Genomic DNA, 13619 nt, shown 5'->3' with positions numbered 1-13619 from the left:
GCACTTCAGGAACGGCGGCTGAAGAAAAAGCCTTTCAGCCGTTGCAAGTGATCGGTCAGCACCCTGGGGCCTAGCCCATTGGCGTCGCTCTTGCCGGTCAGGGCGCTGTCGTTTTCGCGCTCGACATGCACTTCGACACCTTCGACCGGCATGCCGTCGCTGGCGCGCACCAGTTGCGGCACGCGGCCCAAGTCGCCTTCGCTGAAAGCGGGCAATTCGGCCTTCATGCTGCCCGGGCCGTTCCAGTGGTGGCCGTCGGTCTTGATCGTCAGGGCGCCCGGCCCGCCCAGCTCGACCGTGCCGCCCGACAGCTTCAAATACGCGCCGCCGGTCGTCATGAAGGTGATTTCATCCTGCGCCATGCCGACCAGGCGCGTGCCGGCCGACAGGCGGATTTCCTTGGCGGCATCAGCCTGCAGCAGGTCATGCTGGCTTTGCAGCAGGAATTTTCCGTAGTGCGCCACCTGCACGATGCCGTCCTGGTGCGCGAACAGCGAAATACCCTTGCCGGCGTTGATATTGCAGCGCTGCGCCGCCCCCAGTTGCAGCTGCTGCAGGGCCAGCAGGTCGATATTGCCGCCGGCATGGCTGGCGATGGTTTTGGGCGTCGACAGCGCCACGCCCTCGGGCGCGGTAATGCTGATCACCGGTTTGTCGGCCGCGATCGCGCTGGCCAGCGCCTCGCTGCCAGCCGGCTCCAGCGGCAGCGCCCGGTGCTGCGCGGCGTATTCGCCCATCGACTTGAACAGTTCCAGGCACTCTTTCATCAGCGCCGCGTGTTCGCTGCTGTCAAGCTGCTTGCCGCCGGCGGCCAGCTGTTTCCAGCTTGAAATCAAGAGCGAGCGGGCGGTGCGCAGGCTGCCGCTGGCGTCGCTGCGCAATTCAAAACCGTCGCCACGCTGCTGGCCGGCGCCACCGCTGCGCGGTTCGCTCAAATGACCGAGGTTCAATTGCGTGGCGGCATGATCACTGGCCAGCTGTGCGCCGATCTGGCCCGGCGTATCGTCAAGGCACAACTGATTGCCGCGCGCACCGTGTATTTCGCGGCTGCGCAGGCCCGACAGATAGCGGTTGCCAGGCAAGCCGCCGCGCTCGCTCAGGGCGGGCGGCATGGCCACCGCGTTATACAGCTGGCCGACGACGATCGGCCGGTCCGGGTCGCCACCAAGAAAATCGACCAGCACTTCGCTGCCGATGCGCGGCAGGCTCAAAGCGCCGCATTGCCGGCCGCTGCCCGGGCCATTGCCTGCCCAGCTCGACGCCACGCGCACCCAGGCCGAATCGCGCTCGCTGTCCGAGGCGCCAGAACCGTTGGCATGGGCATGGTCCTGTGCGCGGGTGGCAACAAAACGCAACCTGACCCTGCCCTGCGCGTCGCAATGCACCTCTTCGTTGCCTGGGCCTACCACCAGCGCGCTTTGCAGGCGCACCACCGGCAAGTCGCTGCGCGGATCGAAACCGGGCACGATGGCGACGCCGCGCCGCACGCAGCTGAAACGGTTGCGGTAACGCAAGACCGTGCCATCGGCTGGCGGCGCCAGGCCTGCATCGACAGGCCAGTGGTTTTGCGCGAACAAACGGTCGATCCGCGCATCGAGTCCCTTCGGCAAATTATTGCTGGCCAAGACCGTCAGGGAGGTAATCACGAAACTGCGCTCGTCAGCTGCGTGGCTGTCGATCTCGGCATGGCCTTGCAGGCTGAACCACTGCCCGGCGCAAAAATCGCGCACGCAGCCTTCGCCCTCGAAACACTTGGTAGCCAGATCGTGGCGCGCCATCGCCAGTTCGCCCAACCGGCCGTGGTCGTCACTGCCGGCACCGGCCTGCGGCATCTGCACGATGTAATCGTCCAGGGTGGCCGCCAGTTGCTGGCCATTGATGCCCTGCTCTGCCATGCCAAGCGCGCGCGTATGCATGAATTGCGGATTGAGCGGATGGGCCTGGTCCCAGCTATGGCGCCCGGACGTTCCCGGCTGCAAGCGGCGCACCGCGTTCCAGGCCGTGACGGTGTCGCGCTGTTCGGTGGCGTTGTCGCGGTGATAGCGCACGGTGCCTGCCGCGTTTTCAGGCAGGCGCAGCGCGTCGTCGAACAGCAGCACGGTGTGCGCCGGAAAGTTGTCACCGCCTTGCGCAGCCGGGGTAGCGGGCAAACCCGGATAAATACACCAGGCGATGCCGCGCCGCCCGAGCAGGCGACGTATGAATGCCGCGTCCGATTCATTGTGCTGCATCGTGAAGTCGCGCAGCGGATGCTGGCGCGCCGCCAGCGCCGGTTCGATCTCGAGCGCCAGGCTGGCCGCCAGGATGCCGTTGCCCTGGCGCCATTCCTCGAACAGCAGTTGCACGATCTGCAATTCATTTTTATCGAGAAACACGCGTGTATTGATGCGTTTTTCCATCAGCGCCAGCGCGTCGCGCAGCACCAGCTGATACGTGGCCAGGCCGCCGTCGCTCTGGCCGGCGCTGGCTTCGGCGATGATGCCGCAGACGCTGCGCAGCGCGCCCCGGTCGGTCACGATCTGCAACTCGGCCGGCACGCCGATGAACTGCTTGAGCGGCAATTGCGCATCGGTTGCCACGCACAGGATGCGGTACTCGAGCCCGCCGCAGAGGGTTTCCGTGCCGTTGATGCGCTGCGGCAGCAACACATCGTCATTGATGCCTTGCGCGTAAGCCAGGCGCAGGCGCAGCGGCCGATTGGCGGTAATCAGGTTTTTTTCCAGCGCCATCCATTGCGCAAAATCGTCGTCACTGTCCACGGCATGCCCTCCCATCATGGTCAAAAGTTGCTATTTCAGGCGGAACCATCGAAGCGCAGCTCGTAATGCATGTCGTCGCGGTCGGTTTGCGACGGCGCGCCCAGCACGAAGGCATGCTGGCCCAGGCAGGCGCCCTGCACGCCGCCCAAGGTGCAACCGTGCACGTCGTCGCGGCGCAGCACCAGCCGCACTTCGAAGCTGACGGACGGCAAGCCGAACAGCGCCAGCATCTGCCGCAGGGCAATCGCACCCGGCCGGCCCGGCAGGAAGTCGTCATATTGCACGCGCGACAAAGGCCCCAGCAGCAGGCGCAGGCGCAGGTCAGCGCGCCGGCAGCGCTCGCCCAGCATGGCGCCGCCGCCCAGCACCGCATTGTTGCCCGACAACTGCGTATGCTCATGCGGCGCGCGGGTGACCCAGGCGCCGATAAATCGATGCACCTGCACCGGCACGTCGAAATACTCCGCCAGCACTGCCTGCATCACCTCGGCCGTGGCGGGCCGGTGGCGCAGCAAGGCGGCATAATGGGCGATCACGTGCGCCGGCAAACTATCTGGCGCTGGCTCCAGCGCACCGGGAGCGACGCCGGCCAGCGCCAGTTGCAGCGGCAGGAAGTCGCCGCCATCGGCACCGCCCTGGCACTCGATGCGGTAGCGCGCCCAGGCCTGGTAAAACAAGCTCAGCGCGCGCTGCGACAGGCCATCGAGCCAGGCGCGCGGGCCAGTGTCCATGGTGTCGCGTTCATGGCGGGCGATGGTGTCGGTGTAATGCAGCGGCAAGTTGCCATGCAGGCCCAGGAAACCGATCATTGCCGCGCGCACGTGAAACCGGCCCTCGTCATCGGCCCAGCAGTTTTCGATCTGGCCAGGCGCAAACGCCAGGCTGGCGCTGCCGTGCAACTGCAGGCCCTGTTCGAACACCTGTTCCGGCTCGACACCCTGCTGCACCAGCCACGCCGACAACAGGCGCAGCGCCTGGAAGAAATCAAAGCGGGACGGATGGACCAGCAGTTGTTCGATCAACTCGGGGATCACATCAACGTCTGGCTTCCATTGCGGGGCAGGCAACATAACAACTCCTTTCCAGTCTGCTGCGACAGCACGATCAAGCGGGTATAGCTGGCAAGATGGACGTATAACCCAAGAAAATGTTCGATCACTTGCGCGAACGCATGCAGGCCGCTACCGGCATAGGCGTCCTCGTCCACCGTCAGCAGCACCTCGATGCCGAACACCAGGCTGCCGCCGGCCTCGTCGGCCAGCCAGGTGCTGGCAGAGCGCTGGCGCAAACCCGTGATGCCGGCGATCTGGCGCGCCGCACTGGCTGAACCGCGCAGGTTGTACAGCTCGAGGATTTGCTTGAAAACCGGCAAGCCCTGCTGGCCCAGCGACTGGTGATTCAGCGACAGCTGGGCAATCAGCCGCCAGTGGGCAGGCGCGCCCGAGGCAAAGCGGCAAGGCGCGCCCGGCTTGCGCAGCAGGCGCACCGGCAGGCTGCCGGCGGGCCCCTCGTGGCGCAGGTCGCCGCCCGACGCGCCATACGTCATGTGGCTCGGCAAGTCGCGGTTGCTGCAGGTAAGATTGATCGACACGGTTTGCGCCGTGTCGTGCAGCGGCGCCATGGCGCTGTCGACAAAGGCGATGCGCATTTCATAGCCGGGATGGCTCAGCGCCATCGCCTCGTCGCGCCGCGTTACCCAATACTTGCCCAGCCGCCCGCCGGCCTCGCCGTGGCGCATCGAATACAAAGGCGAATAGGCATCCAGCGTGGCGTCCTGGCCATTGCTGCCGAGCACGCGCACGCTGTCGACGCTGTAGATATCGTAGCCATGCGCCTGCCGCACCGACGGCAGCAGCGGATAGTCGGCGCTGGTGTGCGTCAGGCGCAGCGGATTGGCCGCCTGGGCAAACAGATTGACGACCGGCGTGCAGCCAGTCAGCAGGTTGCGTTTCGATAAGGGCCGCAGGATGCGCGCGATGGAAGAGTCGGCATGCACGTCGGCCAGCAGCAGGTGCACGGTGCAGCGGCGGCAATCGTCGGGCAGCAGCGCCTGGATGCTCGCCAGGTCCAGATCGATGAAGTTGAATTTGTCGGCAAAGGCAAAGTATTCGGTCAGCAGGCGGTAGGCCGGGTGTGAAGTAGCCGGGAACGGGATCAGGGCCTCGCCAGGCACAAAACCGGCCGGCGCGACCGGAATCTGCTCCAGCGCCAGCCAGCGTCCTGCGCCACCACCATCGACGATCTCGACACACGCACCGCGCACGCGCAGGAACAGGGCGTCACGCAAGGTGGCGGACAAGGCCGGTTCGCCGTCGATAAACAGTCGCAGCGACGGCACGGCCAGCTTGCGCAACGCCTGCACCGCGCCGATGGCTTCGATGCCGAGGCTGATGGCGGAACCAAGCTCGTTCGCCAGGCGCAAGCCGGGCGGCGCCGCCAGCACGGCCTGGTAGCGCACATCGAACAGGCGCAGCGGCGCCACCGTCACGTCATGGGCGGTGGTGAACTTGCAGGCCACGCCCTGCTGTTCCTGCGCATGCATGACGGTGCCGCGGGGAATCACGACCGGGCCGACCTCGTCATGGCCATCGCTGTCGATGCGGGCAATCGAGCACGACGGAAACGGCCGCAGATAATGCGGAAAATTCACGTCCAGCAGGGTGTCGCTGAATTGGCCGAAGGCATCGTCGAGCCGCTTGGCCGTGCGCGCGTTGAACATCGCATAAGCCTGCAGCATGCGCGCCACATGCGGGTCGCCCGGCTCGCCGCCAGCCATGCCCAGCGCACCGGCCAGCGCCGGATAACGGCGCGCGAACGCCTGGTTATGCGCGCCCAGGGTGCCCAGTTCGCGTTCGTAATACTGCAGCAGCTTGTCCATGACCACCCTTCCCCATGCCAGGTTCCCCTTGCATTATTGGTGCAGCGGCCGCCGTCAAAGTTGCGTTTAAACAAGTTTCTGGTGCGCACGTCATCATCTTGTACGGCAATCCATCTTCATTTTTTATCAATAGGAATTGACTTATTCGAAACAATCGTTTTAAATCAGGAAGTTACTTAAAATCAATTTACTGCACATCACGCCCTATGGAATTGCTCGATCCGGTGCAGCAAGCTGCACCACACGGCGACACGCTCAGCGCGCACTACGAAGTGCGCCGGTTGCTGGGCGAAGGCGGTTTCGGCCATGTGTACGAAGCATGGGACGCCAAACTGTGCCGCAGCGTGGCGCTCAAGCGCCTCAAGCCGCAGGCTGACATGCTGCATCCGGAAAAGCTGCTCAACGAAGCGCGCCTGGCGGCGTCCCTGCGCCACCCCGCCTTCGTGCGAATTTTCTCGATCGATGGCGACGGCAAGAGCCAATCCATCGTGATGGAACTGGTCGAAGGCCAGACCCTGGGCCAGGTCATGCACGCAGCGACGATGCCGCTCGACGCCGCGCTCGACATCGCCCAGCAGATCGCCGACGCGATGGACGAAGCGCACGCCATGGATCTGGTGCATGGCGACTTGAAACCATCGAATTTGATGCTGGAAGCAAACGGCAAGGTGCGCATCCTGGATTTTGGCCTGGCGCGCCAACTGGACCCGCAAGCGACCCAAACCACCGCCTTGTGCGACCTGCAGGGCACCATCGCCTACATGGCCCCCGAGCGCCTGATGGGCCGCCTGCCCGACATGCGCGGCGACATCTACGCGCTGGGCGCCATGCTGTACGAAATGCTCGCCGGCCAGCGCCCGTTCTCGCACCTGAACGGCCTGGCCCTGGCCGCCGCCCACATGCAATCGAACGCCGTCTGGCCCGCCATGCCGGCCTCGGTGCCGCCTGCCATCGACGCCCTGGTGCGCTCGATGACGGCGCATGATCCGCTGGAGCGGCCGAGGACCATGCGCGATGTGCGTGAGGGGATTGCAGGGCATCGCAACGCATCAGGCACGGCTCCTTTGCCGTTAGCGGAGACTGCGTTGCCGCCGGAAGCACCCTCCAGCGTCGCCATTCGCCTGCCGATTCCGCGCAAACGGACCTTGCAAATCTGTGCAGGCGTGACACTGGTAGCTATGGTGGCGGCATGGCAATGGTCCAATGTCGCACCCACGGTGAAAGCTTTTGTCACGGGTGAAAAATTACCAGCGCCGTATTCAGAAATGGCCAGCATGGCGGCTGGCATGGCGGCGTTGCATGTGTTGGATAGTGATAGCAGCAAAACGCAAGCGATTGAACATTTCAGCACTGTTCTTAAACATATACCAGAGCATGCTGCGGCAAATGCAGGACTTTCTCTAGCTTTCACATTACGCTATGTGGGTAGTGGCCGTGACGAAACTTGGTTGCAACGCGCGGATATCGCAGCGAAGCAGGCATTGGTGGCGGACGATCAACTGGCTCTCGCCCATGTGGCCCAAGGCTGGGTTTTGGAACACCAAGGCAAACGTCCACTCGCACTGCAAGAAATCACTACTGCGCTGAACTTGGAGCCCACTAATTTGTTGGGCATGTATGGCAAGGCGCGACTGCTCATTCATGCCCAAAATTTTGATCAAGCACGAAAAGTACTCAGCAAAGCCACCGCTATGTACCCGCATTATCGACCGTTCATTTCAATGCTGGGCAGAATGCATTACAACCAGGGCAATTATAAAGACGCCGAAGTACTTTTTCGGAAGGCCATACAAATGGATCCGCAAGTATCCAATTCATACGCTCAGCTCAGCGCGACGCTTGAGCGCATGAATCGTAGCGATGAAGCTCTGCAAGTGCTTCAACAAGGATTGCAGGTCTATCCTGACTGGGAGCTATATACTAATCTGGGCACTATTCTGTTTAACAAAGCGGATTACCTTGGATCGGTGCAGGCATTCAAAAACGCAGTCTCAGAAAAAAAAGGCAACCCAGGCAACTACCTTCTATGGGCAAACTTGGCTGATGCCCAACGCTGGGTTCCAAGCCAAGTCGAGTTGTCGCGCAATTCATACCGTCGTGCAATAACGTTGATTAAAGTTATGATTAATCACTCGCCGGACGATTCCAAGATTAACTCTCGACTGGCCTTGTACTCAGCTTATGCTGGGCTGCGAAACGATGCGATAAAGTACGTTACAAAGGCCGTCCGCCTTGCACCCACTTTGCCAGATATCCATTTCAGGGCAACACTAACCTATGAACTATTAGGCAAGCGCGACGAAGCAATGGCTGCATTGAGGCAGGCACTAGCGTATGGCTACCCAATCAACCTGATCGAGTCAGCACCCGATCTGTTAGCGCTACGGCGAGATTCTCGCTATCAGAAGTTACTCATTAACATAGAAAGAAATCAAAAAAAATGACGTACGAAAAACCTTGGATGAAATTAGCTGTTCATTTTGACGCAGATCAAATCACCAACCAACTCGACTATGCGTTTACATCGTGCGACGGTAGCGCCGATCCGCGCCATGGTCCCTATATGGGCGGCGTGCATTTTCAGCAAGGACAACACGTCTATCTGGAAGTCAATTGCTGTGGTTCAAAGACGACTGGTTTCACTTCTTTTCAAATCATCGATTGCTGCCTCGTCAGTGTTCCCCAACTGACGCAAATAGGTCCCGACCTCCCCACCCGCTATTCCATACCGTCGCCATTCCTCCAGTCCGTCGGCGCTACATATCAATTTCCATTGGATTTCGAGTCACATTTATTGCCTCCAGACCCAGCAATGCCCGACGTGCGCTGCATCCGCCAAGAATGGAAACACAATTTGGACGTCGGGCAAAGCAAAGGGCGCTGGGAACTTGCATTCATACTGACTGTACGGATTCTTCGAGGAGAACAAGATCTTCCGGAATTGCGCGTATTCAGTTTTGATCCTGAAGCATCAGTAGGTGGCCATGTTGAGACATAATGTGCGTACTGAGAATATATGCCTCCTGCACACCTTTCACCTTTACTAGAATGTTCGACTAACACAAAACCGGTAAAAATTTAATTAATCTCCAACTTAACCATAAGAAAAATAGTGTACAGATAGTACACAAAAATTATAATTCAATGGAATTAAAGACGTAGTTGGCGAAAATAAGCCGGAAGCGTCAGTCGGTGGCCTTATGGAGATGTAATTTATTAATCAGCAAGAACCACAATAAAAATTTAACTCTTTTTCTTCAAAATCCAGGAAATCATAGACAAGAAAAAAACATGCAAACATTAAACCTCAATAAATCAAAGAAGGTTCTGGCGGAAATTACCCTGAGGCTTCAGTAGGTGGACGCTTGTAAAAATTATTGAACAGTCGAAGGAAATCATCATAAATTTTAATTCTTTGAGGAAAATATGCAAGAATTGAACTTTGACGAAATCGAAGAAGTATCTGGTGGAAATATGCCTGAGAGCTCAGTTGGTGGTGATACTGATCCGAGATGATAAATAAAAAATCAGATGAAATTATTATTTCAATAGAAAATAATAACGCAACCTGAAGCATATAGAGATAGTCAACGTGATTTTTATTTCACCAAATTTAAACGAAAGAAAAACAACATGAAAGAATTAGATATCAACGAAATAGAAGAAGTTTCAGGCGGAAACTATCCAGAGGCTTCAGTTGGTGGCAGATTAAAGCCGTGATTGCCTAGTCATCGAGAACCATCAATTTTTAAAGCGAATGGAAAATAACATGCAAGAATTAAAAATCAATGAAATCGATGAAGTTTCTGGTGGCAACATGCCTGAAGGCTCAGTCGGCGGCGATACTATTCCACCAGGCATTTCAGCAGCACCTGTAATAGACTTATAATGAAATTTTGGAAAAACCATGCGAGCATTAAGCGTCGAGGAAATTGAAGAGGTATCCGGCGGCAACATGCCTGAAGGCTCAGTCGATGGCAGTGCCAACTGGTAAGGCAGCTTCAGATAATCTTGCAATTAAAAGCAACTTACTGCTGCAAGAGGCACTATCCCCTCAACAAGCATGGCCAATTGCGTGTTGGTCAATGCGTTATCACGGGCAGGCATTTGCTTGTGTCAAATACGGGCTTTGCGACGCAGGCTTCAGTATGGCGTGCGCTCAACGAGCTTCGGCGATATTTTCTCCGAAGCTCGTTTTTTATCTGTTTCCGGCACATCGTGGCCAAGATCAATCCATTTATTGAAAAGCACTTATTTTGCGTGATCAACCCAGTGCTCCGGCGTCGCCAGCAACTCCCCCTCAAGCTACCCAACCGCTGTTTCGCCAGCAGGCCCTCGAGCACCTGAGCACCCGCCAATATGGCACGGTCATCCTGGCGCGTCCCGTCAGCCATCTGTTCCTGACCCTGCTGTTCCTAGGCATCGCGCTGGCCATCATCGCTTTTTTCATTTTCTTCAGCACCACCCGCAAGGCGCAGTCGCAAGGCGTGCTGTTGCCGACCAGCGGGGTGATTCGCGTCATGCCGGGTCAGTCAGGCGTGATTACCGAGGCCCGCGTGAAAGAAGGACAGAGCGTGCATGCCGGCCAAGTGCTGTTCGTATTGTCCGGCGAGCGCAGCAGCGTCAGTGCCGGCGCGCCACAGCAAGTGGTGTCGACCTTGCTGAAAAGCCGGCGCGACAGTTATGACGCGGAGCTGAAACAATCGAGCCTGCAATCGCGCCAGCGCATGGCGGCCGGGCAGCGCCGTGCCAGCGACCTGACGGCCGAGATCGCCCGCATGGAAGACCAGATCGTGCTGCAGCAGCGCCGCATCACGCTGGCCGAACAGTCCTATCAACGCTATGGCGACCTGCACGCCACCAATTACATCTCCTCTGCCCAGTTGCAGGACAAGCAGGCCGAGCTGCTGGACCAGCACCAGCGCCTGGCCGAACTGCAGCGCATCAAGTCGGCCAGCGGGCGCGACCTGGCCACCGCCGAAGCCGATGTGCGGGATCTGCAGGTGCAGGCGCAGCGCGATGCCGAAAACCTGCAGCGCAATGTGTCGGCCATCGAGCAGGACCTGACCGAAAACGAGGCGCGCCGCGAGATCCTGGTGCGCGCGGCGCAGGACGGCAAGGTCACCGCGATCACCACCGAAATCGGTCAGACGGTGGCCGCCAACAGCGTGCTGGCGTCGGTGCTGCCGATGGGCGCGGAACTGGAGGCGGAAATCTATGCACCATCGCGCTCGGTCGGCTTTATCAAGCCGGGCATGCAGGTGCTGCTGCGCTACCAGGCCTATCCGTACCAGAAATTCGGCCAGTATCCGGCGCAGGTGCGCGAAGTGGCCAGCACCTCGCTGCGCCCGGAAGACCTGGCCGTGCCGGGCGCCGTCAGCGGCACCAGTGGCGAACCCTTGTACCGCATCCGTTTGCGCCTGCAGCGCCAGAGCGTGCAGGCCTATGGCGAAACGCTGCCCCTGAAGTCCGGCATGCTGGTCGACGCCAGCGTGCTGCTGGAACAGCGTCGCCTGTATGAATGGGTGCTCGAACCGCTGTTCAGTATTTCCGGTCGTCTGTAAGCCTTCACATTCCCTTTTTGGTTGCGCCCGATGCATTTACCTTCTCTTGCCCATTTGTCCTTCTGGCGCAGCAATCGCCTGCCCGTGCTGCTGCAAACGGAAGCGGCCGAATGCGGCCTGGCCAGCTTGTGCATGGTGGCCAGTTACTGGGGCCACCAGATCGATATTTCCAGCATGCGCCGGCGCTTTTCGGTGTCGCTCAAAGGCGTCACGTTAAAAGGCCTGATGGCCATGGCGCAGGGCCTGGCGTTGCATACGCGGCCGCTGAAACTCGACATGCAGCACCTGCCCGAACTGAAACTGCCGGCGATTTTGCACTGGGACCTGAACCATTTCGTGGTGCTCAAATCGGTCTCCGGCAGCCATGCGGTGATCCACGATCCGGCCGTCGGCGAACGCCGCCTGCCGCTGGCGGAAGTGGCGAAGCACTTTACGGGCGTGGCGCTGGAACTGACACCGACCGCCGAATTCAAGAAGGTCGAGGAAAAGCAGCAGTTCTCGCTGCTGTCGCTGATGGGCAGGGTGGTGGGCCTCAAGCGCGGCCTGCTGCAACTGTTGGTGCTGGGCCTGGCATTGCAGGTGTGCGCGCTGGTGGCGCCGTTCTACATGCAGTGGCTGGTCGACGAAGCGCTGCTGGCGGCCGACCGTGACCTGATCACGGTGCTCGGTTGCGGCTTCCTGCTGCTGGTGCTGATACAGACGGCGATCGGTGCCGTGCGCTCGTGGATCACCACCGTGCTGGCGACAAATTTGAACTTGCAATGGCTGGGCAATGCGTTTGCGCACCTACTGAAACTGCCGCTGCCGTATTTCGAAAAGCGCCACACGGGCGACATCGTCTCGCGCTTCAATTCGATCCAGACCATGCAGCGCAGCCTGACGACACAATTTGTCGAAGGCGCGATCGACGGCGTACTGGTGCTGGCCACCCTGGGCATGATGCTGATCTACAGTCCGCTGCTTGCCGGCGTGGCCTGCATCGCGGTGGTGCTGTATGTGCTACTGCGCTGGGCCATCTTCAAGGCCCTGCGCGAGGCAACCGCCGAGCAGATCATCCACGCCGCCAAGCAGCAGACCCACTTCCTGGAATCGGTGCGCGGCATCCAGAGCATCCGGCTGTTCGGCCGCAATGAAGAGCGCCGCGCCAGCTGGATGAATGCGCTGGCCGACCAGTTCAACGCCGACCTGCGCATCGCGCGCTTGTCGGTGTCGTACCAGACCGCCAATACATTTTTATTCAGCGCCGAACGTGTCATCATTATCTGGATGGCCGCGCTGGCGGTGCTCGACAACCGTTTTTCGGTCGGCATGCTGTTCGCCTTTATCAGCTACAAGGACCAGTTCAGCCAGCGCATGGCCAGCCTGGTCGACAAGCTGTTTGAACTGCGCATGCTGCGCCTGCATGGCGAACGGGTGGCCGATATCGTGTTGACCCGCGCGGAAGAAGACAGCAACGATGTGGAAATCGACGTCGAGCATATTTCGCCATCGATCGAGATCCGTAACCTGGCATTCCGCTACGCCGACAGCGAACCCTATATATTGAGCGGCCTGAACCTGAGTATTCCTGCAGGCCAGTGCATCGCGGTGACCGGCCCGTCGGGTTGCGGCAAGACGACTCTGATGAAACTGCTGCTGGGCTTGCTGGAGCCGACCGAAGGCGAGATCCTGATCGGCGGCGTGACCTTGGCCAACCTGGGCATGAAGAATTACCGGCAACTGCTGGGCACCGTGATGCAGGAAGACAGCCTGTTTGCCGGTTCGATCGCCGACAACATCAGCTTCTTTGCGCCGTCGCCGAATCAGCAGCAGGTGCAGGCCTGTGCGCAACTGGCGGCCGTGCACGGAGAAATTGCCGCCATGCCGATGGGCTTCAATACCCTGGTGGGCGATATCGGCAGCGGCCTGTCGGGCGGCCAGAAGCAGCGCATCCTGCTGGCGCGCGCGCTGTACTGCAATCCGAAACTGCTGGTGCTGGACGAAGCGACCAGCCATCTGGACGTGTGGAACGAGCAGGCGGTGAATGCGGCGATTCAGAAGATCCAGCTGACGCGCGTGATTGTTGCGCATCGGCCGGAAACGATTGCCATGGCAGAGCGCCTAGTGGTACTGCAAAAGGGGAAAATAATGAAGGATGTGATGCAGGAGACGAGAGAATCTGCGTGATCAGTACCGACTGACATGGGAAACGCTTGCCTGTTTTTTGCAATTTGGAAATTTCTCGAGTCTTCATATACAAAATCAACTCAGCAAGTTAATATTATTCTTGGTAGGTGAGCAATACTTACCTATACAAATACCCAGGTTAAAAACCAGCGAGGAAAATATGCAAGAATTAAATTTTGATGAAGTAGAAGAAGTATCTGGTGGAAATATGCCGGAAAGCTCGGTGGGCGGCGACGGGGTTTTGTAAATCGT

The 13619-nt window shown here is 59.4% G+C and carries 7 protein-coding genes; 4 read left to right on the top strand and 3 right to left on the bottom strand.

The window, feature by feature from the left end:
* Window positions 1-5: 5 nt before the first annotated feature.
* From AC0Z42_RS13110 to tssF, 3 genes are read right to left on the bottom strand one after another with little or no spacing between them, the layout of a single operon-like run.
* Entirely contained in the window at window positions 6-2759 is a 2754-nt protein-coding gene (locus AC0Z42_RS13110) for a type VI secretion system Vgr family protein (RefSeq protein ID WP_485468652.1), read from the bottom strand.
* A gap of 35 nt (window positions 2760-2794) precedes the next feature.
* A complete protein-coding gene (gene tssG / locus AC0Z42_RS13105; RefSeq protein ID WP_485468651.1) occupies window positions 2795-3829 on the bottom strand; it encodes a type VI secretion system baseplate subunit TssG in 1035 nt (344 codons plus the stop codon).
* On the bottom strand, window positions 3790-5637 hold the full coding sequence (tssF, locus tag AC0Z42_RS13100; RefSeq protein WP_485468650.1) for a type VI secretion system baseplate subunit TssF: 1848 nt from the start codon (window positions 5635-5637) through the stop codon (window positions 3790-3792). The genes tssG and tssF overlap by 40 nt, the downstream gene beginning before the upstream one ends.
* A 206-nt stretch (window positions 5638-5843) precedes the next feature.
* Here tssF and AC0Z42_RS13095 point away from each other — a divergent pair, with 206 nt between their 5' ends.
* From AC0Z42_RS13095 to AC0Z42_RS13080, 4 genes are all read left to right on the top strand, one after another.
* Complete coding sequence (locus AC0Z42_RS13095) at window positions 5844-8081, top strand: protein kinase domain-containing protein (protein WP_485468649.1); 2238 nt, start codon at window positions 5844-5846, stop codon at window positions 8079-8081.
* Window positions 8078-8635, top strand: a complete 558-nt coding sequence (locus tag AC0Z42_RS13090; RefSeq protein ID WP_485468648.1) for a hypothetical protein — start codon at window positions 8078-8080, stop codon at window positions 8633-8635. Before AC0Z42_RS13095 ends, AC0Z42_RS13090 begins: the two co-directional genes overlap by 4 nt.
* Window positions 8636-9893: 1258 nt before the next feature.
* The gene (locus tag AC0Z42_RS13085) at window positions 9894-11201 is read left to right on the top strand and encodes an HlyD family secretion protein (protein WP_485468647.1); all 1308 of its coding nucleotides are present in this window, start codon (window positions 9894-9896) and stop codon (window positions 11199-11201) included.
* A gap of 30 nt (window positions 11202-11231) precedes the next feature.
* Window positions 11232-13367: a peptidase domain-containing ABC transporter gene (locus AC0Z42_RS13080; protein ID WP_485468646.1), complete on the top strand. Its 2136-nt coding sequence runs from the start codon at window positions 11232-11234 to the stop codon at window positions 13365-13367.
* Window positions 13368-13619: the final 252 nt, after the last annotated feature.

Source organism: Janthinobacterium sp. 1L-D-8-B-C4 (genome assembly GCF_057291295.1).
The sequence above is the reverse complement of the archived record's forward strand: the minus strand, read 5'-3'. Positions and strand labels throughout refer to the sequence as shown.

What these genes read in the sequence shown, in the direction of transcription:
- tssG (WP_485468651.1), bottom strand. Translation starts at nt 3,829, where the DNA reads ATGTTGCCTGCCCCGCAATGGAAGCCAGACGTTGATGTGATCCCCGAG.
- tssF (WP_485468650.1), bottom strand. Translation starts at nt 5,637, where the DNA reads ATGGACAAGCTGCTGCAGTATTACGAACGCGAACTGGGCACCCTGGGC.
- AC0Z42_RS13095 (WP_485468649.1), top strand. Translation starts at nt 5,844, where the DNA reads ATGGAATTGCTCGATCCGGTGCAGCAAGCTGCACCACACGGCGACACG.
- AC0Z42_RS13090 (WP_485468648.1), top strand. Translation starts at nt 8,078, where the DNA reads ATGACGTACGAAAAACCTTGGATGAAATTAGCTGTTCATTTTGACGCA.
- AC0Z42_RS13080 (WP_485468646.1), top strand. Translation starts at nt 11,232, where the DNA reads ATGCATTTACCTTCTCTTGCCCATTTGTCCTTCTGGCGCAGCAATCGC.